Origin of the sequence: Pseudomonas fulva, assembly GCF_023517795.1 — a bacterium.
Lineage (GTDB): Bacteria > Pseudomonadota > Gammaproteobacteria > Pseudomonadales > Pseudomonadaceae > Aquipseudomonas > Aquipseudomonas fulva_D.
Window position 1 is genome coordinate 4246825 of sequence record NZ_CP082928.1, and the last position, 22257, is coordinate 4269081.

At 63.6% G+C, this 22257-nt stretch carries 21 protein-coding genes and 1 tRNA gene; 17 read left to right on the forward strand and 5 right to left on the reverse strand.

All coding sequences use genetic code 11. The features are described 5' to 3' along the window. Nucleotides 1-11 precede the first annotated feature (11 nt). From tolR to K8U54_RS19645, 8 genes are all read left to right on the forward strand, one after another. Nucleotides 12-470: a protein TolR gene (gene tolR / locus K8U54_RS19610; RefSeq protein ID WP_070881690.1), complete on the forward strand. Its 459-nt coding sequence runs from the start codon at nt 12-14 to the stop codon at nt 468-470. Beyond that, nucleotides 467-1483 (forward strand): cell envelope integrity protein TolA, encoded by a 1017-nt coding sequence (tolA, locus tag K8U54_RS19615; protein ID WP_249910480.1) that lies wholly within the window; start codon nt 467-469, stop codon nt 1481-1483. Before tolR ends, tolA begins: the two co-directional genes overlap by 4 nt. Continuing rightward, complete coding sequence (gene tolB, locus K8U54_RS19620; protein ID WP_249907377.1) at nt 1480-2778, forward strand: Tol-Pal system beta propeller repeat protein TolB; 1299 nt, start codon at nt 1480-1482, stop codon at nt 2776-2778. Before tolA ends, tolB begins: the two co-directional genes overlap by 4 nt. A gap of 57 nt (nt 2779-2835) precedes the next feature. Then, nucleotides 2836-3333, forward strand: a complete 498-nt coding sequence (pal, locus tag K8U54_RS19625) for a peptidoglycan-associated lipoprotein Pal (RefSeq protein WP_070885435.1) — start codon at nt 2836-2838, stop codon at nt 3331-3333. 6 nt (nt 3334-3339) lie between these two features. Next, entirely contained in the window at nt 3340-4161 is an 822-nt protein-coding gene (gene ybgF / locus K8U54_RS19630; protein ID WP_249907378.1) for a tol-pal system protein YbgF, read from the forward strand. 174 nt (nt 4162-4335) lie between these two features. Continuing rightward, nucleotides 4336-4983: a 7-carboxy-7-deazaguanine synthase QueE gene (gene queE / locus K8U54_RS19635; RefSeq protein WP_249907379.1), complete on the forward strand. Its 648-nt coding sequence runs from the start codon at nt 4336-4338 to the stop codon at nt 4981-4983. Between the two features lies 1 nt (nt 4984). Further along, nucleotides 4985-5659: a 7-cyano-7-deazaguanine synthase QueC gene (gene queC, locus K8U54_RS19640; RefSeq protein WP_249907380.1), complete on the forward strand. Its 675-nt coding sequence runs from the start codon at nt 4985-4987 to the stop codon at nt 5657-5659. 59 nt (nt 5660-5718) lie between these two features. After that, nucleotides 5719-5794, forward strand: a tRNA-Lys gene (locus K8U54_RS19645). 119 nt (nt 5795-5913) lie between these two features. On the opposite strand, the gene K8U54_RS19650 is transcribed toward K8U54_RS19645, so the two are convergent. Beyond that, nucleotides 5914-6933, reverse strand: a complete 1020-nt coding sequence (locus K8U54_RS19650) for a branched-chain amino acid aminotransferase (RefSeq protein ID WP_249907381.1) — start codon at nt 6931-6933, stop codon at nt 5914-5916. Between the two features lie 382 nt (nt 6934-7315). Between K8U54_RS19650 and nadA the strand changes: the two genes are divergently transcribed. Further along, entirely contained in the window at nt 7316-8374 is a 1059-nt protein-coding gene (gene nadA, locus K8U54_RS19655) for a quinolinate synthase NadA (protein WP_249907382.1), read from the forward strand. A 46-nt stretch (nt 8375-8420) separates the two neighbouring features. Here nadA and K8U54_RS19660 read toward each other — a convergent pair whose 3' ends face one another. After that, nucleotides 8421-9857 carry a M48 family metalloprotease gene (locus K8U54_RS19660; RefSeq protein WP_249907383.1) on the reverse strand — a complete coding sequence of 479 codons (1437 nt, stop codon included), beginning with the start codon at nt 9855-9857 and terminating at the stop codon, nt 8421-8423. A gap of 109 nt (nt 9858-9966) precedes the next feature. Between K8U54_RS19660 and K8U54_RS19665 the strand changes: the two genes are divergently transcribed. Then, nucleotides 9967-10218, forward strand: coding sequence for a sulfurtransferase TusA family protein (locus K8U54_RS19665; RefSeq protein WP_249907384.1), 252 nt, complete (start codon nt 9967-9969; stop codon nt 10216-10218). Nucleotides 10219-10267: 49 nt separating this feature from the next. Here K8U54_RS19665 and K8U54_RS19670 read toward each other — a convergent pair whose 3' ends face one another. Both K8U54_RS19670 and K8U54_RS19675 read right to left on the reverse strand, forming a co-directional pair. After that, on the reverse strand, nt 10268-10738 hold the full coding sequence (locus K8U54_RS19670; RefSeq protein WP_249907385.1) for a peroxiredoxin: 471 nt from the start codon (nt 10736-10738) through the stop codon (nt 10268-10270). A gap of 13 nt (nt 10739-10751) precedes the next feature. Then, on the reverse strand, nt 10752-11309 hold the full coding sequence (locus K8U54_RS19675; protein WP_070885427.1) for a glycine cleavage system protein R: 558 nt from the start codon (nt 11307-11309) through the stop codon (nt 10752-10754). Nucleotides 11310-11520: 211 nt separating this feature from the next. Between K8U54_RS19675 and dapA the strand changes: the two genes are divergently transcribed. The 4 genes from dapA to K8U54_RS19695 all read left to right on the forward strand — a co-directional run bounded on the left by dapA (nt 11521) and on the right by K8U54_RS19695 (nt 15524). Continuing rightward, nucleotides 11521-12399 (forward strand): 4-hydroxy-tetrahydrodipicolinate synthase, encoded by an 879-nt coding sequence (gene dapA / locus K8U54_RS19680; protein ID WP_249907386.1) that lies wholly within the window; start codon nt 11521-11523, stop codon nt 12397-12399. A gap of 17 nt (nt 12400-12416) precedes the next feature. Then, a complete protein-coding gene (gene bamC, locus K8U54_RS19685) occupies nt 12417-13535 on the forward strand; it encodes an outer membrane protein assembly factor BamC (protein ID WP_249907387.1) in 1119 nt (372 codons plus the stop codon). Nucleotides 13536-13687: 152 nt separating this feature from the next. After that, nucleotides 13688-14554: a phosphoribosylaminoimidazolesuccinocarboxamide synthase gene (locus K8U54_RS19690; RefSeq protein ID WP_249907388.1), complete on the forward strand. Its 867-nt coding sequence runs from the start codon at nt 13688-13690 to the stop codon at nt 14552-14554. 364 nt (nt 14555-14918) lie between these two features. Then, a complete protein-coding gene (locus K8U54_RS19695; RefSeq protein WP_249907389.1) occupies nt 14919-15524 on the forward strand; it encodes a recombinase family protein in 606 nt (201 codons plus the stop codon). Between the two features lie 47 nt (nt 15525-15571). On the opposite strand, the gene K8U54_RS19700 is transcribed toward K8U54_RS19695, so the two are convergent. Continuing rightward, a complete protein-coding gene (locus tag K8U54_RS19700; RefSeq protein WP_249907390.1) occupies nt 15572-16483 on the reverse strand; it encodes a pyridoxal-phosphate dependent enzyme in 912 nt (303 codons plus the stop codon). Nucleotides 16484-16902: 419 nt separating this feature from the next. On the opposite strand from K8U54_RS19700, the gene putA reads away from it, so the two are divergent. From putA to K8U54_RS19715, 3 genes are all read left to right on the forward strand, one after another. Then, the gene (putA, locus tag K8U54_RS19705; RefSeq protein ID WP_249907391.1) at nt 16903-20079 is read left to right on the forward strand and encodes a bifunctional proline dehydrogenase/L-glutamate gamma-semialdehyde dehydrogenase PutA; all 3177 of its coding nucleotides are present in this window, start codon (nt 16903-16905) and stop codon (nt 20077-20079) included. Nucleotides 20080-20399: 320 nt separating this feature from the next. After that, nucleotides 20400-21890 carry a sodium/proline symporter PutP gene (putP, locus tag K8U54_RS19710; protein WP_249907392.1) on the forward strand — a complete coding sequence of 497 codons (1491 nt, stop codon included), beginning with the start codon at nt 20400-20402 and terminating at the stop codon, nt 21888-21890. A 99-nt stretch (nt 21891-21989) separates the two neighbouring features. After that, nucleotides 21990-22202: a VF530 family DNA-binding protein gene (locus K8U54_RS19715; RefSeq protein WP_249907393.1), complete on the forward strand. Its 213-nt coding sequence runs from the start codon at nt 21990-21992 to the stop codon at nt 22200-22202. Nucleotides 22203-22257 lie beyond the last annotated feature (55 nt).

Sequence of the window (22257 nt, forward strand, 5' to 3'; positions counted from 1 at the left end):
GTTTCAATACCATGGCCAGAGCCAGAATTCGCAACAGACGCAAGCCCGTCGCCGAGATGAACGTGGTGCCCTACATCGACGTGATGTTGGTGCTGCTGGTCATCTTTATGGTGACGGCGCCGATGCTCAACCAGGGCGTCAAGGTCGACCTGCCGCAGGTCAGCAGCGAAGTGCTGCCCCAGGACAACGACTCCCAGGTGCTGACCATCTCCATCAAGTCCGACAAGTCGTACTACTGGAACATGGGCACCGAGGTGGACACCGATACCGTCCAGGATCGTGCACTGACCCTTGACGAGATGACCCGCGCGGTGACCGCCATCATCAACCAGACCCGCAGTCAGGGTAAGCAGGTGCAGGTGTTCGTGCGCGGCGACAAGGCCGTCGACTACGGCACCGTGATGTCCGCCATGGGCGGCCTGCAGCAGGCGGGCGTGGGTAACGTCGGCCTGATCACCGAGGCGCCCTGATGCAGCAGCGTGAACGCTCACCTTCGGAAAGCCTGTTCTGGCCGGTGGTCTGGGCCGTAGGGCTGCACGTGCTGATGTTCGGCATGCTGTTCGTCAGTTTCGCCTTCGCGCCCGAGCTGCCGCCTGCAAAACCCATCGTGCAGGCTACCCTGTACCAATTGAAGTCGCAGAGCCAGGCCACCACCCAGACCAACCAGAAGATTGCCGGCGAGGCCAAGAAGACCGCTGCGCCGCAATTCGAAACCGAACAACTCGAGCAGAAAAAGGCCGAGCAGGAAAAGCAGGCGCAGGCCGAAGCGCAGAAGCAGCAGGCCGCTAAAGCAGCGGAACAAAAGAAAGTCGAGGAAGCTCGAAAGGCGGATGCGGCGAAAAAGGCAGAGGCCGATGCCGCTGCGGCGAAAGCCGCCGAGCAGAAAAAGCTGGCCGACGTCGCCAAGGCGAAGGCCGCGCTGGAGGCCGACAAGAAGAAGGCCGCTGAAGCGGAAGCGAAGAAGAAAGCTGCCGAGGATGCCAAGAAAAAGGCAGCCGAAGAGGCGAAGAAGAAAGCGGCGGCAGATGCAGCGAAGAAGAAAGCTGCTGAAGACGCCAAGAAGAAGGCCAATGCACAGGCAGCGGAGCGCAAGGCGGTCGAGGACAAGAAGGCAGCTGCGCTGGCCGAGTTGTTGTCCGAGGATACCGAGCGCCAGCAAGCACTGGCCGAAACCCAGGGTGACCAGGTGGCCGGCAGCCTCGACGATCTGATCGTCAAGCTGGTAAGCGAGCAGTGGCGACGTCCGCCGTCCGCTCGCAACGGCATGAGTGTCGAGGTACTGATCGAAATGCTGCCGGACGGCACCATCGTCAATGCCAGCGTCAGTCGCTCCAGTGGCGACTCGCCTTTCGACAGTTCGGCGGTACAGGCAGTACGCAACGTGGGGCGTATTGCGGAAATGCAGCAACTTGATCGCGCCACGTTCGATCGGCTTTACCGGCAGCGTCGTGCCGTCTTCAAACCGGAGGATTTAGGTCTGTGAATACCCTGATGCGAATCGTTGTACTGGGTCTGGCCATGCTGGTCGGCAGCGTGCAAGCGGCTGACCCTTTGGTCATCAGTACCGGTACTGATCGAGCCACTCCCATTGCCGTGGTGCCGTTCGGCTGGCAGGGCGGCAACGTGCTGCCGGAAGACATCGCCACCATCGTCGGTAACGACCTGCGCAACTCCGGCGTGTTCGAGCCGATTCCGCGGCAGAACATGATCAGCCTGCCGACTCAGGGCAGTGAAGTCATCTATCGCGACTGGAAGGCGCTCGGCGCCCAGTACGTGCTGGTCGGCAACATCGTGCCCAATGGCGCGCGCCTGCAGGTGCAGTTCGCACTGTTCAACGTGGCGACCGAGCAGCAGGTGCTCACCGGCACCGTGGGCGGTGGTACCGATCAACTGCGCGACATGGCTCACCATATCGCCGACCAGTCGTTCGAGAAGCTCACCGGCGTGAAGGGTGCGTTTTCCACGCGCATGCTGTACGTCACCGCCGAGCGTTTCGGGGTGAATAATACCCGCTATACCCTGCAGCGTTCCGACTATGACGGCGCCCGCGCCGTGACCCTGCTGCAGTCGCGCGAGCCGATCCTGTCGCCTTCGTTCGCTTCCGACGGCAAGCGTATCGCCTACGTGTCGTTCGAGCAGAAGCGCCCGCGCATCTTCGTGCAGCACATCGACACCGGTCGTCGCGAGCAGGTCACCAACTTCGAAGGCCTCAATGGCGCACCGGCCTGGTCGCCGGATGGCACCAAGTTAGCGTTCACCCTGTCGCGTGACGGCAACCCGGAAATCTATGTAATGGACATGGGTTCGCGGAATCTGCGCCGCGTCACCAATCATTCGGCCATCGATACCGAACCGTTCTGGGGTAAGGATGGGCAAACCATCTACTTCACTTCCGACCGTTCCGGTAAACCACAAATTTATAAGACCAACATCAACTCTGGTGCGGTCGAACGAGTGACCTTCGTCGGTAATTACAATGCCAACCCTAAATTGTCTGCCGACGAAAAAACCCTGGTAATGATTCATCGCCAGGATGGTTACACCGTGTTCAAGGTAGCGGCTCAGGACCTCGAGCGTGGCAATCTGCGTATTCTTTCCGACACAAGTTTGGATGAGTCGCCTACTGTTGCGCCCAATGGCACCATGCTAATCTACGCTACCCGCCAGCAGGGGCGGGGAGTCCTGATGTTAGCGTCCACCAATGGTCGCGTTAGGCTCCCTCTACCTACCGCTCAAGGCGAAGTTCGAGAGCCATCCTGGTCCCCCTTCCTGAACTGATGCGCGGTGCTTTACCTGTTTGATGCTTAACACACTGGGGTTCATTAGGAGTTACACATGGAAATGCTGAAATTTGGCAAGTTTGCTGCACTGAGCCTGGCTCTCGCCGTGGCTGTTGGCTGTTCCTCCAAAGGCGGTGACACCGCTGGCGAAGGCGCTGTAGATCCGAACGCTGGCTACGGTGCCAACACCGGTGCCGTTGACGGTAGCCTGAGTGAAGAAGCCGCTCTGCGCGCTATCACCACTTTCTACTTTGAATACGACAGCTCCGACCTGAAGCCGGAAGCCATGCGCGCTCTGGACGTTCATGCCAAGGACCTGAAAGGCAACGGCGCTCGCGTCGTTCTGGAAGGCCACGCTGACGAGCGCGGTACCCGCGAATACAACATGGCTCTGGGCGAGCGTCGTGCCAAGGCCGTTCAACGCTACCTGGTTCTGCAGGGCGTTTCCCCGGCTCAGCTGGAAGTTGTTTCCTACGGTGAAGAGCGTCCTGTTGCCACCGGCAACGACGAGCAATCCTGGGCTCAGAACCGTCGCGTCGAACTGCGTAAGTAATTCGATATGCGAACGTGCCGACGTGTAGTAACCGTTTTGGCTCTGAGCCTGCCGCTTGCGGCCTGGGCTCAGGTTCCCGTTCAGGATGGCAGTACCGGCAACGGTAGTAGTTATCCGGCAGGCGGTGGCGGCACGTCCGGCGCCTACGCTGGAGGTGGAGTGCAAACTCCATCTACAGCGCAGGGCATGCTGTTCAGTCAGCTCCAGCAGATGCAGCAGGAAATTGCGCAACTGCGTGGCATGCTCGAAGTGCAGCAGAACGATATTCAGCGTTTGAAGCAGGAAAGCCTGGAACGTTATCAGGACCTCGACAAACGACTGAGCAGTGGGGCCGCCGCTGGCGCAGCCGCCACCCAGAATTCCACAGCCGCGGGTGCCAGCAATGGCGCCGGTGGTGCTTCCGCAGGTGCCGGTGACGCAGGGGCGCAAGCTTCCGGCGAACCGGCCGATCCGGCGAAGGAAAAGCTGTTCTACGACGCCGCTTTCGACCTGATCAAAGCCAAGGATTTCGACAAGGCCAGCCAGGCCTTCGCCGCTTTCCTGCGTCGCTATCCCAACAGCCAGTACGCCGGCAATGCCCAGTACTGGTTGGGCGAAGTGAACCTTGCCAAGGGCGACCTGCAAGGTGCTGGCCAGGCGTTCGCCAAGGTCAGCCAGGCCTACCCGCAGCATTCCAAGGTCCCGGATTCCCTCTACAAGCTGGCCGATGTGGAGATCCGCCTGGGCAACAACGACAAGGCCAAGGGCATCCTCCAGCAGGTCATCGCCCAGTACCCTGGTACCTCCGCCGCCCAGTTGGCGCAGCGCGATCTGCAGCGAATCCGCTAAGCTGAAGCCGCTTCTAGAAACCCGCGCCCGTCGCGGGTTTTTCATGCCCTTGGAAAGCGGGGCGTCGCGCGCCACCTGAAAAATGGCTTGTCGCGGTTTATTTCGTTTAGAATTGCCGCCCTTTTTCGCAACGGAGGCGGATGGCCTGTTTCGCCGTCACGCCCGGTGCCCCCTATGAAAGATACCCTGCGCATCACCGAGATCTTTTTCTCGCTGCAGGGGGAAGCGCGTACCGCTGGCTTGCCGACGGTATTCGTGCGCCTGACCGGCTGCCCCCTGCGCTGTCAATACTGCGACACCGCTTACGCGTTCAGCGGCGGCGAGCTGCTTACCCTGGATGCCATCCTCGAGCAGGTGGCGCGATATCGCCCCCGCTACGTCTGCGTGACCGGCGGTGAACCGCTGGCGCAGCCGAACTGCATCCCCCTGCTCGAGAAGCTGTGCGATGCCGGCTATGACGTGTCCCTGGAGACCAGTGGCGCGCTGGACGTTTCGGCTGTCGATTCGCGGGTCAGCAAGGTCGTCGACCTGAAAACACCCGGCTCGGCCGAGATGGGCCGCAACCGCTACGAGAACATCGTGCACCTGCAGCCGCGCGACCAGGTCAAGTTTGTGATCTGTTCTCGGGAGGACTACGACTGGTCGGTCAGCAAGGTCATTCAGTACGACCTTTCCGAGCGAGTTGGTGAAGTGTTGTTCTCACCCAGCCATGGGCAGGTCAGTGGCCGTCAACTGGCCGAATGGGTGATTGCCGACAACCTGCCGGTACGCATGCAGCTGCAGCTGCACAAGATTCTTTGGAATGACGAGCCGGGGCACTGATATGAGCGGAAAGAAAGCGGTCATCCTGCTGTCGGGCGGTCTCGATTCCGCCACCGTCGTGGCGATGGCCAGGGAGCAGGGATACAGCTGCTACAGCATGAGTTTCGACTATGGGCAGCGTCATCGCTCCGAACTGCAGGCAGCCGAACGTGTGGCGCGTCAGCTGGGCGTGATCGAGCACAAGGTCATCGGCATCAACCTCGACGGCATCGGCGGCTCGGCGCTGACCGATGCCCGCATCGAGGTGCCGCAGAGCCCGACCACGGGCATCCCGGTCACCTACGTGCCGGCGCGTAATACTGTGTTTCTGTCCCTGGCGCTGGGGTGGGCCGAGGTGCTGGAGGCCCAGGACATCTTTATCGGTGTCAATGCGGTGGACTATTCGGGCTACCCGGACTGCCGGCCGGAATTCGTCAACGCCTTCGAGCACATGGCCAACCTGGCGACCAAGATGGGTGTGGAAGGGCAGCGCATTCGTATCCAGGCGCCGTTGCAGATGCTCAGCAAGGCCGAGATCGTGCAGGCCGGCTCGCGCCTGGGCGTGGATTACGGCCTGACGGTTTCCTGCTACCTGGCGGATGCCGACGGCCGCGCCTGCGGCAAGTGTGACAGCTGTCGGTTGCGTGCGGCCGGTTTTGCAGCGGCCGCTATGCCCGACCCAACACGCTATCAGTAAAAAAGTTTCGGTGGGTGTTGAATTCCTGAATTAAATCAGTATTATACCGCTCGCACCACGGGTCGTTAGCTCAGTTGGTAGAGCAGTTGGCTTTTAACCAATTGGTCGTAGGTTCGAATCCTACACGACCCACCATCTCAAGCCTTCCAAGCGAAGGCGCACTAAAAAGCCCGAATCTCGAGAGAGGTTCGGGCTTTTTGGTTTCTGTCTCGAGGAACCGGGCTGGCAGCTCAGGGAGCTGCCAGCTGCGCGGTTTACACCTTGACGATCCAGCCTTGCGGCGCCTCGACGTCACCGGACTGCACGCCAGTGAGCTCGGCGTACAGGCGGCTGACCACCGGCCCCACTTCCTTCTCGCTGTAGAACACGTGCAGCTTGCCGTTGTACTCGATGCCACCGATCGGCGTGATCACCGCGGCGGTGCCGCAGGCGCCGGCTTCCTTGAAGTCGCTCAGCTTGTCGATGAACACGTCACCCTCGATGACCTTCAGGCCCAGGCGGCTTTGCGCCAACTCGATCAGCGACAGGCGCGTGATGCCTGGCAATACCGATGGCGACTTCGGGGTGACGAATTCATCGTTATGGGTGATGGCGAAGAAGTTGGCCGAACCGACTTCCTCGATCTTGGTGTGGGTCTGCGGGTCGAGGTAGATGCAGTCGGCGAAGTTGTTCTTCTTGGCTTGCGATCCCGGCATCAGGCTGGCGGCATAGTTGCCGCCGACCTTGGCGGCCCCGGTGCCCTGGGGCGCGGCGCGGTCGTAGCCGGAGATCACGAAGTTGTTCGGCTTCATGCCGCCCTTGAAGTATGGGCCGACCGGGATGCAGAACACCGAGAAGATGAATTCGGGTGCGGTGCGCACGCCGATGTTGTCGCCCACACCGATCACGAACGGACGCAGGTACAGCGCACCACCGGAGCCGTAGGGGGGAATGAAGCGTTCGTTGGCCTTGACCACCTGCTTGCAGGCTTCGATGAACTGCTCGGTCGACGGCGCCGGCATCAGCAGGCGTGTGCAGCTGCGCTGCATGCGCAGGGCGTTCTGGTCGGGGCGGAACAGGTTGATCGAACCGTCCTTGCAACGGTAGGCCTTGAGGCCCTCGAAGCATTGCTGACCATAGTGCAGGGCAGTGGAGCCCTCGCTGATGTGCAGCACGTTGTCCTCGGTCAGCGTGCCCTGGTCCCAGTCACCGTCGCGCCAGTGCGACAGGTAGCGCTGGTCGGTCTTGATGTAGTCGAAACCCAGCTTGTCCCATTCGATGTTTTCGTAAGCCATGACATCCTCAATCGCTGAACGGCCACTGCGGCGTGCGTATGTCCGTTGATTTTCCAGGGTGATCGCACAGGTGTGGGCTTGTGCGATCAGGTAAAAGGGGTGGGCTGCTTGGTCCATCAGGCCTTATGGAGGCTCGCCTGACGGAATAACGATGGCCGTAGGGGTGATGATGCGGCGGATTATCGCGGCGATCAACCGGTGTCGCGCCAGCAGGTGGGGCGAGATTGAAAAAACCGCGTCAATGCCCTTACCATGCGCGCCCGCGCAAGGCCTGCGTCGCCCATTGTCGGGTACCTCGGCCGTGCAGGGGGCCGACCGGCGCAGCGCGTCTGGCGGTATACTCCACGCCCCGTGCAGATAGACCTCGATAGGCCCTGACGACATGACGCAGATTGCCGAACGACTTCTTGTCCAGGCTCACCTCGATGCCAAGCAGCCAGAGACGCTGACGGCGGAGCAGGAAGCGTTCTACCGTGATGAAATTGGCAAGGAGCTCAAGCGCCAGAACGCCGTTCTGGTCGCCCATTATTACTGCGACCCGGTGCTGCAGGCGTTGGCCGAAGAGACCGGCGGCTGCGTGTCCGACTCCCTGGAGATGGCGCGTTTCGGCAACCAGCACGCGGCGCAGACCGTACTGGTGGCTGGCGTCAAGTTCATGGGCGAGACGGCGAAGATCCTCAACCCGGAAAAACGCGTGCTGATGCCGACGCTGGAGGCCACCTGTTCGCTCGATCTGGGTTGCCCGGTCGACGAGTTCGCCGCCTTCTGCGATCAGCATCCGCAGCGCACGGTGGTCGTTTATGCCAACACCTCGGCTGCCGTGAAGGCGCGCGCCGACTGGGTGGTGACCTCCAGTTGCGCGGTGGAGATCGTCGAGCACCTGATGGATAACGGCGAGAGCATCATCTGGGCACCGGACCAGCACCTGGGCCGCTACATCCAGAACAACACCGGCGCTGACATGTTGCTCTGGGACGGTGCCTGCATCGTTCACGAGGAATTCAAGGCCCGCCAGCTTCAGGAAATGAAGGCGCTGTACCCCGACGCCGCCGTGCTGGTGCACCCCGAGTCGCCAACCGCGGTGATCGAGCTGGCCGATGCGGTCGGCTCGACCAGCCAGTTGATCGCCGCCGCCCAGCGCATGCCCAACAAGACCTTTATCGTCGCCACCGACCGCGGCATCTTCTACAAGATGCAGCAGCTGTGCCCGGACAAGGCGTTCGTCGCCGCGCCGACCGCCGGCAACGGCGCGGCGTGCCGCAGTTGCGCCAACTGCCCGTGGATGGCCATGAACACCCTGCAACGCACCCTGCAGTGCCTGCGCGAGGGCAGCAACGAAGTGTTCGTGGATCCCGCACTGATTCCGCGGGCCATCAAGCCGCTCAAGCGGATGCTGGACTTCACCCAGGCCGCCCGCCTGAAGCTGGCCGGCAACGCCTGATCATCAGCGGCACGGGCGATCGCTCGTGCCGCTCATTGCAGCGCCATCAGCCGCGCAGCATTTCCTCGGTCATCCGCTTCTCTTCGATCAACTCCTTCTGCCGTGCGTCGATGCGCGAGGCCATCTGGAAGTTGTTGGCCGCACGACGCTTGGCGAAGTCGAGCTGCTCGATGGCCTGGTTGAAGTCGCCGACCAGGGCGAAGTATTCGGCGCGGGCCTGGTGCAAGCCAATGGTATTGCCGCTCAGCCCGCGTACTTCCGCCACCTGATACCAGACATCCGGATCCTTCATGCGCCGCTTGAGCAGGTCGTTGAGCGCCTGCTCGGCGGCGGGGATCTTGCGCTGCTTGAGCAGCAGGTCGATGCGCGCCTGGTTCACCGGGTAGTTGCTGGGGTACAGCTCGAGCAGGCGGGTGACGCGTTGCTCGGTAGCCGGCAGGCGATTGGCCGCCGAGTCCAGGCTGATCTGCGCCAGGTTGTAGGTGATGTCGTTGGGCGCCTTCTGCAGCAACGGCGCGAGTACCTCGCGCGCCTCGTCGAACTGGCCGCCCTTGGTCAGGGCGATGGCCAGGCCGTAGCGCGCCGTGTCCATGTTCGGGTTTTCGTCGAGCTGGGCGCGGAAGCGCTTGGCGGCGATGCCGGGGGTTTCCTCGTAGGTCAGCTGCACCCGCGCGCGCATCAGCTGGTAGCGCAGGCTGTCTTCGGTGCCACCGCCAGGGAACTGCTCGGCGCGGTTGCGGGTATCGGCGATGCGCGATTCGGAGACCGGGTGGGTGAGCAGGAACTCCGGTGGCATGCGGTCGTAGCGGTACTGACGCATCAGGCGCTCGAACATGCTCGGCATCGAGCGCGGGTCGTAGCCGGCTTTCTCCAGGTTGACCAGGCCGATACGGTCGGCCTCCTGCTCGTTCTGCCGGGAGAAGCGCCGCTGTTCCTGAATGGCCGCCGCCTGGGTCGAGGCGATGGCGGCGATGCCGGCATCGCCGGCTCCGGCTGCAGCGGCGACGATACCGGCGAGCATGGCGGCCATCACCGGCAGCTGCATACGTTGCTGGGCTTCCAGGCCGCGGGCGAAGTGACGCTGCGACAGGTGCGCCAGTTCGTGGGCCAGCACCGAGGCGTATTCGCCTTCGGTCTGCGCATAAAGGAACAGGCCGCCGTTGACGCCGATGATCCCGCCGGGCGCGGCGAAGGCGTTGATCTGCGGGCTGTTGAGCAGCACGAATTCGAGACGCCGGTCCTGCACCTGGCTGGTCTCGGCCAGGCGGTAGACGCTGCTTTCGACGAAGTCCTTGAGCTGCGGGTCCGACAGCTGGCTGACCTGGCCGCGCACGATGCTCAGCCAGGCACGGCCCAACTGGTATTCCTGTTGCGGAGAGACCAGCGCGGAGCTGGCGTCGCCGAGGGAGGGCAGGTCACTGGCCATGGCCGGTTGGGCCAGCAGGCAGGCGAGCGTCAGCAGGGTGGGGCGCAGAACATTCATGCACAAGGCTCTTGTTTGATCAGTGCCGTACTGTAGCCGGGTGGGCACTTGCCTGACCAGCGCCGACGGGCCCTGGGTTATGCTGTCGGCCTGCAAACGGGAGGGTGGTATGAGTGATGTGTCGAGTTGGCAGGGCGAGCATCAGGCTGAGCTGGATGCCTGTGGGCTGAATTGCCCGCTGCCGCTGCTCAAGGCCAAGGTGGCGCTCAATGGCCTGGCCAGTGGCGAGGTGCTCAAGGTGTCGGCCACGGATGCCGGGTCGCAGCGCGACTTTCGAGCCTTCGCACGCCTGGCCGGCCACGCGCTGCTGCGCGAGGAAAGCGAGGCTGGAGTGTTTCGCTACTGGTTGCGCAAGGCGTAACCCTGGGGGATGAAAAATGCCGCTCGAGAGCGGCATTTTTTCAACTGTATCAGGCTTTGTTCAGGGCCTGGGCGGCGGCCAGTACCGCGTCGACATGGCCGGGCACTTTCACCCCGCGCCACTCCTGGCGCAGCACGCCGTGCTTGTCGATCAGAAAGGTGCTGCGGTCGATGCCCAGGTATTCCTTGCCGTAGAGCTTCTTGAGCTTGATCACGTCGAACAGGCCACAGACGCTTTCGTCCTTGTCCGAGATCAGCTCGAAGGGAAAGCCCTGCTTGGCCTTGAAGTTCTCGTGGGTCTTCAGGCTGTCGCGGGACACCCCGACGATCACCGTATTGGCGGCAGCGAAGGCCTCATGGGCATCGCGAAAACCCTGGCCCTGGGTGGTGCAGCCCGGGGTGTTGTCCTTGGGGTAGAAGTAGATCACCAACTGCTTGCCCTTGCAGGCCGCCAGGTTGAAGTCGCCACCGGTGGCCGGGGCGCTGAAGTCGGGAACGGGGGCATCGATGGCGATGGCCATGGGGCAGGGCTCCTTATGGATTCTGGGGGCGCCAGGGTTCGATCAGGGCATCCAGGTTCAGCGCGTCGGCGAAATCCAGGAACTGGTCGCGCAGCCAACTGATCTGGGTGCCCGCCGGCAGGGTGACGGTCAGCGTGGCATTGAGCATGGTGCCGCCGGTCTGCGGCGCCTGGTAGGTATCGCAGGTCAGTGCCTCGAGCTCGACACGGTGGTCGATGAAGAACTGGCACAGCTCGTTGAGGATGTCCGGGCGGTACACCGAACTCACGTAGGCCACGTAAGGCAGCGCCTGGGGGCGCACTTCCTGGGCGGCGCTACGGATCACGTTGGCGGTGAACTCGTGCTTCTTGGCCAGTGCCGGCAGGCCGGCTTCCAGCCGCGCCAGGGCATCCCAGTTGCCAGACACCTGCAGTACCAGGGCGCTGAGCTCGCCGTGGCGGCTCAGGCGCGTGCTGATGACCGCGCAGCGGTTTTCATGGCTGGCCCGGCACAGCACATTGGTCAGCTCCATGGCATTGCTGCCGAGCGCACTGATGACGAGGAATTGTTCGCGAACTGGGGGGGTGGACATGCAGCCTTCCTAAACGTTGGACGCCCGGCGCAATAGACAGCGCCAAACAAACTCGCAGGGTAGCGAAAAGCGCCCGCCAGGGGAATGACCAGATACGCTCGACCGTGCTGGCGAACGCGCGTAATGCCGGTAACTACAGCCACCTGGTCGCTTGTGCAAGGCTGGTGGCGCCAGTACCATTACGGCTCTCTTTTTCGGCAGGAGCGGTTGCATGATTGCGGGCAGTATGGTGGCACTGGTCACGCCCATGGATGCGCAGGGTAATCTCGACTGGGAGGCCCTGAGCAAACTGGTGGACTTCCACCTGCAAGAGGGCACCCATGCCATCGTCGCGGTCGGCACTACCGGCGAGTCGGCGACGCTCGATGTCAACGAGCACATCGAAGTCATCCGCCGCGTGGTGGATCAGGTCGCCGGGCGCATCCCGGTCATCGCCGGCACCGGTGCCAACTCCACCCGCGAAGCGGTCGAGCTGACCCAGAATGCCAAGACCGCCGGCGCCGATGCCTGCCTGCTGGTCACCCCGTACTACAACCGGCCGACCCAGGAAGGCCTGTACCTGCACTTCCGCCATATCGCCGAAGCCGTGGCCATCCCGCAGATCCTCTACAACGTGCCGGGCCGTACCGCCTGCGACATGCTGCCGGAGACCGTCGAACGGCTGGCCAAGGTCGACAACATCATCGGCATCAAGGAAGCCACCGGCGACCTGCAGCGCGCCCGTGACATCCTCGACCGCGTCGGCTCGAACTTCCACCTGTATTCCGGCGATGATCCGACTGCGGTCGAGCTGATCCTGCTCGGTGGCAAGGGCAACATCTCGGTGACCGCCAACGTGGCGCCGCGCGCCATGAGCGACATGTGTTCGGCCGCCATGCGCGGCGAAGCGGCGATCGCCCGGGCCATCAACGACCGCCTGATGCCCCTGCACAAGAGCCTGTTCATCGAAGCCAACCCGATTCCGGTGAAGTGGGCCCTGAATGAAATGGGCATGATGGCCGACGGCATTCGCCTGCCGCTGACCTGGTTGAGCCCCCGTTGTCACGAACCGCTGCGTCAGGCCCTGCGCCAGTCCGGTGTATTGGTCTAATCGAGGAACTACGACGCATGAAGCGACTGGCCGGATTTTCCGCACTTGCCCTGATCATCACCAGCACCAGCGGCTGTGGCTGGATCTGGGGCGAAAATGGCTACTTCCGCGACCGCGGCAGTGACTACCTGGGCGCACGGCAGACCGCGCCGATGCAACTGCCCGCCGACGTCGAGGCCAAGCGCCTCGACCCGCTGCTGCCGGTTCCCCAGCAGATCCGCGACAGCGATGCCAAGGGCGAATACGAGGTGCCGCGCCCGCAGGCACTGGTGGTCAGCGACAACGTCAGCGAGTTCAGCCTGCAGAACAGCGGCGACTCCAGCTGGCTGGTCGCCCAGCGCGTGCCGGCCGAAGTCTGGCCAGGGGCTCGCCAGTTCTTCGAGGACGGCGGCTTCCGCATCGTCGACGAACGCCCGCAGACCGGTGAATTCAGCACCGACTGGCAGCGTTTCGACGCCCTGTCGAGCAGCATGCAGAGCCGCCTGACCGGCCGCGTGGGTGGTCTGGACAGCAATACCGAAACCCGCGTGCACGTGCGCCTCGAGCCTGGCGTGCAGCGCAACACCAGCGAAATCTTCGTCGTCACCGCGCAGCGTCCGGCCGGCAGCAGCGCCGACGTGCCGTTCACCGAGCGCAGTGTCAACAAGACCCTCGACGCCGCACTGCTCGACGAGCTGCAGGCCAGCCTGACGCGCAGCGTGGAGCAGGGCGGTTCGGTGTCGCTGCTGGCCGGTCGCGACTTCGATGCGCCGAACCGCGTAGCCCTGTCCCAGGACGGCAACGGCAACCCGATCCTCAACCTGAGCACCGACTTCGACCGCGCCTGGTCCGGCGTCGGCCGCTCGCTGCGCATGGCCGACCTGCGCGTCGACGACATCAACCGCACCCTGGGCGTCTACTACGTCAACCTGGCCGAAGGCCCGCAGCGCAACAACGAGAAGCCGGGCTTCTTCAAGCGCCTGTTCGGTGGCTCGGAAGACAAGGACGCCGTCGAGGCACGCGCCGAGCGTTACCAGGTGCGCCTGACTGCCGTGGGCGACACCGTGCAGGTGACCGTCGAGAAGGACATCAACACCGTGGCGCCGGCCGACGTGGCCCGCCGGGTGCTGGACATGATCCAGGAGAACCTCGGCTAGGGATTCCTGGCACGTGGTTGGCGATAGGCGAAACCCCTGGGTTTCGCCTTTTGTTTTCACAGGCAGGGCGTTTTCTGCCGACCCTTACAGCCGTGACGCGTCCGCTTGACGCCGTGCGGCGCGACTTTCCCGCGACGAGGCGCTAGCTCGACATGACCACACCTTCCCTGAGCCTGAAAAAAATCTATTCGGGCAAAGTCCGCGACCTCTACGAGATCGACGACAAGCGCATGCTGATGGTCGCCACCGATCGCCTGTCGGCCTTCGACGTGATCCTCGAGCAGCCGATTCCGGACAAGGGCAAGATCCTCACCGCCATCTCCAACTTCTGGTTCGACAAGCTGGCCCACGTGGTGCCCAACCACTTCACCGGTGATCGCGTCGAAGACGTGGTGCCGGCCGCCGAGCTGCCTCTGGTCGAAGGGCGTGCCGTGGTCGCCAAGCGCCTCAAGCCGGTGGCAGTTGAAGCCATCGTGCGGGGTTACATCGTCGGCTCCGGCTGGAAGGAATACCAGAAGAGCGGCACCGTGTGCGGTATCGCGCTTCCGGCCGGCCTGAAGGAAGCGGCCAAGCTGCCCGAGCCGATCTTCACCCCGTCGACCAAGGCCGCCGTGGGCGATCATGACGAGAACATCAGCTTCGCCCAGTGCGAGGCGATCATCGGCGCCGAACTGGCCGCCAAGGTGCGCGACACCTCCATCGCCCTGTACAAGGCAGCGGTGGAATACGCGGCCACTCGCGGCATCATCATCGCCGACACCAAGTTCGAATTCGGCCTCGACGAAGACGGTACCCTGACCCTGATGGACGAGGTGCTGACCCCTGACTCCAGCCGCTTCTGGCCGGCCGACAGCTACGCCGAAGGCACCAACCCGCCGAGCTTCGACAAGCAGTTCGTGCGCAACTGGCTGGAGTCCACCGGCTGGAACAAGGAGCCGCCGGCTCCTGCCGTGCCGGCCGATGTCGCGCAGAAGACCGCCGACAAGTACCGCGAAGCGCTGACCCGGCTGACCGCCTGATCACCTTTTGCAAGCAGACGCCGCCCGCAAGGTAACGGCGGCGTTTTCGTTGTGGTCGCCGACAGGGTTGAGGGGGCGGCGTCGCCCCGGAGCAAATTCCATTGGCGACCTGTATCGCCCGTGGCCCCTGCATTTGGCGAGCGCATACCCAACCTTTTCTCGCCGTAGCGCTTGGTGTAGGTTATTGCCCGGGTGCCACCGCCGTTGCGGCAAGGCAGGTTCAATCCGCACTGGCCATGCCGCCAGCGCAGAGCACACGCAGCGTGATTCCAGCCTTGTCTCGCCAATCCATCCTATTGCCTCTACTCCATACGTCTCGCGGTGCTTTGGCCTGCAGCGATGCCGCGTGGGGAACAGCCCAACAATGAGCCAGCTGCCAGAAACCGAGCAGGGCCAGGAAAGCGGCCCCCGTTACCTGGGCTACGCGCGCGCCAGTGAGACGCCCAACCTGCTCAGCCAACTGTTCGGCCTGGAACTGGCGGGCTGTACCCGGCTGGTGTCCGAGCAGACCAAGAACAACTGGCGCAATCGCCCCGAATTGACCCGCCTGCTCAACGAACTGGGCCCTGGCGACGTGCTCACCGTGACCAAGCTCGACCGCCTGGCGCGCAGTACGCGGGAGCTGCTGGAAATCGCCGAGCGCATTCATATCAGCGGCGCGGGCCTGCGCAGCCTGTCCGAACCCTGGGCGGACACCACCACCGAGAATGGCCTGGCCGTGCTGGCGGTATTCGCCGGTATCGTCGAGTTCGAGCGCTCGCTGATCCTCGAACGAACCAAGGACGGCCGCGAGGCGGCCAAGGCCCGTGGCGTGAAGTTCGGTGCCAAACCCACGCTGACCAGCGAGCAGATCGACCAGGCGAAACGGTTGATCAACCAGGACGGGCACTCGGTCGAGCAGGCCGCCAAGGTGCTCAAGGTGCACCGCTCCACGCTCTATCGGGCGCTGCGGCGGGTGGAGAAGCAGTAACTCTCCAAGAACGCTATCCACTCGCGCATGTGCCTATAAGTCGGGCATCAGCCTCGCAAGGTGAGCAGCGACTCGATGGTCGCGGTGGAGCCACCGCATACGATGACCAGTACGTTGTTCAACTCAGCCAGGGAAGTCTTGCTTCCATACAGCACTGCCAGGGCTGCGCCACAGGCTGGCTCGACCAGGGTGCGGTGATCGTTCAGGTAGGCCAGGCAAGCCTCCACAGCCTCTCGATCCGAGACCTGAACAGGTATCACGGGCCGCTCTTCTGACACTTCGAAGGCTCTTCGGCAAACCTGACGCGCTGCAAGGGAGGTCGCGACCCCGGAAACCGCCGGGATCTCCACGAGCTGGCCTGCGCTGATGGAGGCCTGCAGCGATGCGGTTCCCTGTGTCTCGACCGCATAGATCGGCACATTGACGAGGCCGTTGCGACGCAAGCCTTCATCGACGCCGGCCAGGAGGCCGCCACCGCCGACAGAGAGCACAACGGCATCCGGGCGTAGGCCATCGGCGACTACCTCATCGATCATCGACGCATGACCGGTCCACAGAAGTGGATCGTCGAAGGGGTGGATGAAGGCATCCGCTGCCGTCTGCAAGGAACGCGCAAGCTCGTTGGCCTCGAACCAGGTCTTGCCGTGCACGATCACTTCGGCGCCTTCCAGGCCCAGCAGGCTTCGCGCCCGCGCCGTGGTCGTCTCTGGAACCACCACGATGACCGGTACCCCCAGGCGACGCCCGGCATAGGCGACGGCGAGCCCGGCATTGCCGCCCGAAGAGCAAATGAAACGCTGGGCGCCCCGTGCGTGGTGCTGCTCACAGGCGAAGCCGACACCACGGATCTTGAAGGAGCCGCCTGGTTGCATGGCCTCCATCTTCATCCATACCCTGGCACCGACGCGCTGGCTCAGGGGCAGTGATTGCAGAAGAGGGGTCTTGATGCTCAGCGACATGCGTTCAACTCCGCGCAAATGGATTGATTCGGTTGATGGCCGGCAGGCGAGGCGTCCTACGGCCGGATCCTCGCGCTACGCCCAGGGCAGCACGAGCACGCCTCGCAATGAGATGCCGGAGAGAATACCTTTTCGGCTGCCCGATGAGTAAAAACGGACCGATCAGGTGCACAGGGGCATGGAGCCCGACGGGGCCCCTGTCACCTGACGTACAGTCGCGCGGCCAGGTTCGCACCGAGGGCTGATGGGTTTCGGAGTTTTCTGCAAAAACTCCAGAGCTTTCCGCAAGAAGCGCTTATCGATCTGCCTCTAAATTCCGCCATCCACTTCTGCAAGCCCGAGATCGCCAGATCCTCGTATCTGGGCTAGACCCAGAGCAGGGGTACCCCATACATAATCCCTACAAGAGGATGGGCGTGATGTTCAAAGCCAGCCAGGTCTTGCAGCCGGAGTTTCTCGCGCAGGTTTCCGCTGCCAGGGCTGCCGATTTTTTCCCCGCCATCAGTGCCAACTACAACGTCGACGAGAGCGCTTATCTCGAGGAACTGCTGCAGCTCGCCGACCCCGGCGCTGCTGGCATCGAGAGCATTCGCCAGCAGGCGCGCAGCCTGATCCAGGACGTGCGCGGCCGCGACAATGCGGTCGACACCCTCGACGCGCTGCTGCGCCAGTACAGCCTGGACACCCAGGAAGGCCTGATGCTGATGTGCCTGGCCGAGGCACTCTTGCGCGTGCCGGATGCCAGCACCGCCGATGCGCTGATTCGCGACAAGCTCAGCGCCGCCGAGTGGGAGCGGCACCTGGGCAAGAGCGACAACGTGCTGGTCAACTTCGCGGCCTGGGGCCTGGTGATGACCGGCAAGGTGGTCGACCCGCAAGATGCTGACGGGCGTCCGAAAAAAGTTCTCGGCCGGCTCATCCAGCGTTCCGGCGAGCCGGTGATCCGCGCGGCGATGAACCAGGCCATGAAGCTCATGGGCAAGCAGTTCGTGCTCGGCCGCACCATCAGCGAGGCGCTGAAGAACGGTCGCCCGGAGCGCGAGAAGGGCTACACCTATTCCTTCGACATGCTTGGCGAAGCGGCGCTGACCGCCGAAGACGCCGAGAAGTACATGGCCGACTACCGCAAGGCCATCGACACCGTCGGCGCCGAGCCCCAGGTCGGCCCCGGCCCGAAGCCATCGATCTCGATCAAGCTCTCCGCGCTGCACCCGCGTTACGAAGTGGCCCAGCGCGAGCGCGTGCTGAGCGAGCTGTTCGCCAACGTGCGCGAACTGGCCATCCGGGCCCGCAAGCTCAACGTCGGTATCTCGGTGGACGCCGAAGAGGCGGATCGCCTGGAGCTGTCCCTGGAGCTGTACGAAAAGCTGCTGCGCGATCCGGCCATCGCTGGCTGGGGCGAGTTCGGCCTGGTCATCCAGGCGTACTCCAAGCGCTGCCTGCCAGTGCTGGTGTGGCTGACCCTGCTTGGCCGCGAGTTGGGCGAGAAAATGCCGCTGCGCCTGGTCAAGGGCGCCTACTGGGACAGCGAGATCAAGCAGTGCCAGGTGTGGGGTCTCGACGGCTACCCGGTGTTCACCCGCAAGGAAGGCACCGATACCTCGTATCTGGCCTGCGCCCGCTACCTGCTCAGCGACTTCACCCGCGGGGTGATCTACCCGCAGTTCGCCAGCCACAACGCCCACACCGTCAGCTGCATCCTGGCCATGGCCGCCGAGCAGGCGTCGCCGCGCGACTTCGAGTTCCAGCGCCTGCACGGCATGGGCGATGCGCTGTACGACACGGTGCTGGAGAAGCACCGCAAGACCGTACGCATCTACGCCCCGGTCGGCGCCCACAAGGACCTGCTGCCGTACCTGGTGCGGCGCCTGCTGGAGAACGGCGCCAACTCGTCGTTCGTGCACCAGCTGGTCGACCCGGGCGTACCGGTCGAATCGCTGATCGATCACCCGGTCACCCAGCTGCGCAAGTTCGCCAGCCTCGCCAATAACAAAATCCCGCTGCCGCCTGCGCTGTACGGGGCCACACGGAAAAACTCCCAGGGCATCAACATGAACATCCAGAAATCGCTGACCGAACTCGAAAACGCCTACCGTCCGCAGCTGGATCGCCAGTGGCAGGCCGCGCCGGTGATCAACGGCCAGACCCTGAGCGGCACCGCCCAGGAGGTTCGCTGCCCGTATGATCTGAACAAGCTGGTCGGTACCGCCCAGTTCGCCAGCGCCGCCCAGGCCGCCCAGGCCCTGGATGGCCTGAGCGCTGCCTGGCCGAACTGGAACGCCACCACCATCGATGCCCGGGCCAGCGTGCTCGAGCGCCTGGCCGACCTGCTGGAGAAACACCGCGCCGAGCTGATGGCGCTGTGCACCGTGGAAGCCGGCAAGTCCATGCAGGATGGCATCGACGAAGTGCGCGAGGCGGTGGATTTCTGCCGTTACTACGCCCAGCAGGCGCGCCTGAAACTGGGCCGCGAGGAACTCAAGGGCCCGACCGGCGAGCGCAACGAGCTGTTCCATGAAGGCCGCGGCATCTTCGTCTGCGTCAGCCCGTGGAACTTCCCGCTGGCCATCTACCTTGGCCAGATCACCGCGGCCCTGGTGGCCGGCAACGTGGTGCTGGCCAAGCCGGCCGAGCAGACCAGCCTGATCGCTGCCCGTGCGCTGGAGCTGATGTTCGAAGCCGGCCTGCCGAAGGATGTGATCGCCTTCCTGCCGGGCGACGGTGCGACCCTGGGCGGCGTGTTCTGCCGCGACCCGCGTGTCGCTGGCGTGTGCTTCACCGGCTCCACCGACACGGCGCGGATCATCAACCGCCAGTTGGCCGAGAAGGACGGCATGATCGCCACCCTGATCGCCGAGACCGGCGGCCAGAACGCGATGATCGTCGACTCCACCGCACTGCCCGAGCAGGTGGTCAAGGATGCCGTCGGTTCGGCCTTCACCAGCGCCGGCCAGCGTTGCTCGGCGCTGCGCGTGCTGTACGTGCAGCGCGATATCGCCGACCGGGTGATCGACCTGCTCAAGGGCGCCATGGCCGAGCTGAAGATCGGCCCGACCCACCTGCGCGAGAACGATATCGGCCCGGTCATCGATGGCGAAGCCCGCGACGGCCTGCTGGCGCATATCAAGCAGCTCAAGGGCGAGGGCAAGCTGATTGCCGAGGCGGCGGTGGCGGGCGACCTGAACGGTCATTTCGTAGCGCCCGTGGCCTTCGAGATCGCCGGCATTCACGAACTGCAGAAAGAACAGTTCGGCCCGGTGCTGCACGTGGTGCGCTATGACGCCGCCGATCTGGAGAAGGTGGTCGCGGCCATCAACGCCACCGGCTACGGATTGACCCTTGGCATTCACAGCCGAAACGAGGAAACTGCCGCCCGCATCGAAGCCCTGGCGCGTGTCGGCAACCTGTACGTGAACCGCAACCAGATCGGTGCGGTGGTCGGCGTGCAGCCGTTCGGCGGTTGTGGCCTGTCCGGCACCGGCCCGAAAGCCGGTGGCCCGAGCTACCTGTTGCGCTTCGTCAACGAGCGCACCACCTCGGTGAACACCACGGCGGTAGGCGGCAACGCCTCACTGCTGTCGCTGGGCGACGAGTAACAGACAACGGGTGGGAATCGATGAGATTTCTGCCCGTTTTGCTATTGGGGGCTGATGCCCCGAATCGGTAACCCCGCCAGAAGAGTGGTGTACCTGGAGCGCGACCTTAGGGTCTGTCCGAAAAGTCTCCGAGCGAAGGTCAGGCGAGGCAAAAATCGGTGAGGAAGCGGAGTTTACGAGCTGTAAATGAGCATTCCGAACCGATTTTTAACGAAGCATCACCGAGCGCAGGTCCTTTTCGTACAGAGCCTAGTCGTGATGTGCCAACTGGACCGGTTAACCCCGGTTCGAATAAAAACAAACGAGAGGGGCTTTCCCCAATGACTGCAAGTACTCCCATGCTGGTCACCTTCGTGGTCTACATCCTGGCCATGGTGCTGATCGGTTTCATCGCCTACCGTGCGACCAAGAACTTCTCCGACTACATCCTCGGCGGCCGCAGCCTCGGCAGCTTCGTCACCGCGCTGTCCGCCGGTGCCTCGGACATGAGTGGCTGGCTGCTGATGGGCCTGCCGGGCGCCATCTTTATCGCCGGCATCTCGGAAAGCTGGATCGCCATCGGCCTGATCCTCGGCGCCTGGCTCAACTGGCTGTTCGTCGCCGGTCGCCTGCGGGTGCACACCGAGCACAACAACAACGCCCTGACCCTGCCTGACTTCTTCACCCACCGTTTCGAAGACAACAGCAAGCTGCTGCGCATCTTCTCGGCGCTGGTGATCCTGGTGTTCTTCACCATCTACTGCGCCTCGGGCGTGGTGGCCGGTGCGCGCCTGTTCGAATCGACCTTCGGCCTGAGCTACGACGTCGCCCTGTGGGTCGGTGCGGCGGCGACCATCGCCTACGTGTTCGTCGGTGGTTTCCTGGCGGTGAGCTGGACCGACACCGTGCAGGCCACCATGATGATCTTCGCGCTGCTGATCACCCCGGTGTTCGTGATTCTCTCCCTGGGCGATTTCGATGCGGCGATGACCACCATCGAGCAGGCCAACCCGGCCAACTTCGACATGTTCCGCGGCTTGTCCTTCGTCGCCATCGTGTCGCTGCTGGCCTGGGGCCTGGGCTACTTCGGCCAGCCGCACATCCTGGTGCGTTTCATGGCAGCCGATTCGGTCAAGTCGATTCCGGCCGCACGCCGTATCGGCATGATCTGGATGGTCCTGTGCCTGGGCGGCGCCGTGGCAGTCGGTTTCTTCGGCATCGCCTACTTCGCCAACAACCCGGCCCTGGCCGGCCCGGTCAGCGATAACAGCGAACGCGTGTTCATCGAACTGACCAAGATCCTCTTTAACCCCTGGGTTGCCGGTATCGTGCTGTCGGCCATTCTGGCCGCGGTGATGAGCACCCTGAGCTGCCAGCTGCTGGTGTGCTCCAGCGCGCTGACCGAAGACTTCTACAAGGCCTTCCTGCGCAAGGGCGCGAGCGAGAAGGAGCTGGTGTGGGTCGGTCGTCTGATGGTGCTGCTGATCGCCATCGTCGCCATCGCCATCGCCTCCAACCCGGACAGCAAGGTACTGGGCCTGGTGTCCTACGCCTGGGCGGGCTTCGGCGCGGCCTTCGGTCCGGTGGTGATCCTGTCGCTGGTCTGGAAGGGCATGACCCGCAACGGCGCCCTGGCCGGCATGGTGGTCGGTGCGGCCACCGTGGTGCTGTGGAAGAACTTCATCGGCCTGGGTCTGTACGAGATCATTCCGGGCTTCATCCTCGCCACCCTGGCCATCGTGGTGTTCAGCAAGATCGGTCGCCCGGCCTCGCCGGCGATGGTCAAGCGCTTCGACGAAGCCGAGAGGGAGTACCAGGACGCCCATCTCTGATCGCGCCTGCGTAACGCGTGATCAAAAGGCCCGGCAGTGTCCGGGCCTTTTCATTGGCGCCTGCTGATAAGCTTGTCGCCCAGCCATCAGGAACCCGCCATGTCCCCCTCCAAAGACCCGCTGCACGGCATCACCCTGCAAGCCATCCTGACCGAACTGGTCGAGCAATTCGGCTGGGACGGCCTGGCTCAGCGTATCGACATCCGCTGCTTCAAGAGCGACCCGAGCATCAAGTCGAGCCTGACCTTCCTGCGCAAGACGCCCTGGGCACGGGAGAAGGTGGAGGCGTTGTATCTGAGGCAGAAGCGTTAGGGTTCGTTGGCGGTAGGGAAGGCGCGAGTAAGGCACAAGCGGCATCGTTGCTGCC

Coding starts and splice junctions, on each gene's coding strand:
- K8U54_RS19675 (WP_070885427.1), bottom strand. CDS start 11,309: ATGTCCACCCCCCCAGTTCGCGAACAATTCCTCGTCATCAGTGCGCTC.
- ybgF (WP_249907378.1), top strand. CDS start 3,340: ATGCGAACGTGCCGACGTGTAGTAACCGTTTTGGCTCTGAGCCTGCCG.
- queE (WP_249907379.1), top strand. CDS start 4,336: ATGAAAGATACCCTGCGCATCACCGAGATCTTTTTCTCGCTGCAGGGG.
- K8U54_RS19650 (WP_249907381.1), bottom strand. CDS start 6,933: ATGGCTTACGAAAACATCGAATGGGACAAGCTGGGTTTCGACTACATC.
- putA (WP_249907391.1), top strand. CDS start 16,903: ATGTTCAAAGCCAGCCAGGTCTTGCAGCCGGAGTTTCTCGCGCAGGTT.
- tolR (WP_070881690.1), top strand. CDS start 12: ATGGCCAGAGCCAGAATTCGCAACAGACGCAAGCCCGTCGCCGAGATG.
- K8U54_RS19665 (WP_249907384.1), top strand. CDS start 9,967: ATGAGTGATGTGTCGAGTTGGCAGGGCGAGCATCAGGCTGAGCTGGAT.
- K8U54_RS19715 (WP_249907393.1), top strand. CDS start 21,990: ATGTCCCCCTCCAAAGACCCGCTGCACGGCATCACCCTGCAAGCCATC.
- K8U54_RS19690 (WP_249907388.1), top strand. CDS start 13,688: ATGACCACACCTTCCCTGAGCCTGAAAAAAATCTATTCGGGCAAAGTC.
- queC (WP_249907380.1), top strand. CDS start 4,985: ATGAGCGGAAAGAAAGCGGTCATCCTGCTGTCGGGCGGTCTCGATTCC.
- bamC (WP_249907387.1), top strand. CDS start 12,417: ATGAAGCGACTGGCCGGATTTTCCGCACTTGCCCTGATCATCACCAGC.
- pal (WP_070885435.1), top strand. CDS start 2,836: ATGGAAATGCTGAAATTTGGCAAGTTTGCTGCACTGAGCCTGGCTCTC.
- putP (WP_249907392.1), top strand. CDS start 20,400: ATGACTGCAAGTACTCCCATGCTGGTCACCTTCGTGGTCTACATCCTG.
- K8U54_RS19695 (WP_249907389.1), top strand. CDS start 14,919: ATGAGCCAGCTGCCAGAAACCGAGCAGGGCCAGGAAAGCGGCCCCCGT.
- K8U54_RS19700 (WP_249907390.1), bottom strand. CDS start 16,483: ATGTCGCTGAGCATCAAGACCCCTCTTCTGCAATCACTGCCCCTGAGC.
- dapA (WP_249907386.1), top strand. CDS start 11,521: ATGATTGCGGGCAGTATGGTGGCACTGGTCACGCCCATGGATGCGCAG.
- K8U54_RS19660 (WP_249907383.1), bottom strand. CDS start 9,857: ATGAATGTTCTGCGCCCCACCCTGCTGACGCTCGCCTGCCTGCTGGCC.
- K8U54_RS19670 (WP_249907385.1), bottom strand. CDS start 10,738: ATGGCCATCGCCATCGATGCCCCCGTTCCCGACTTCAGCGCCCCGGCC.
- nadA (WP_249907382.1), top strand. CDS start 7,316: ATGACGCAGATTGCCGAACGACTTCTTGTCCAGGCTCACCTCGATGCC.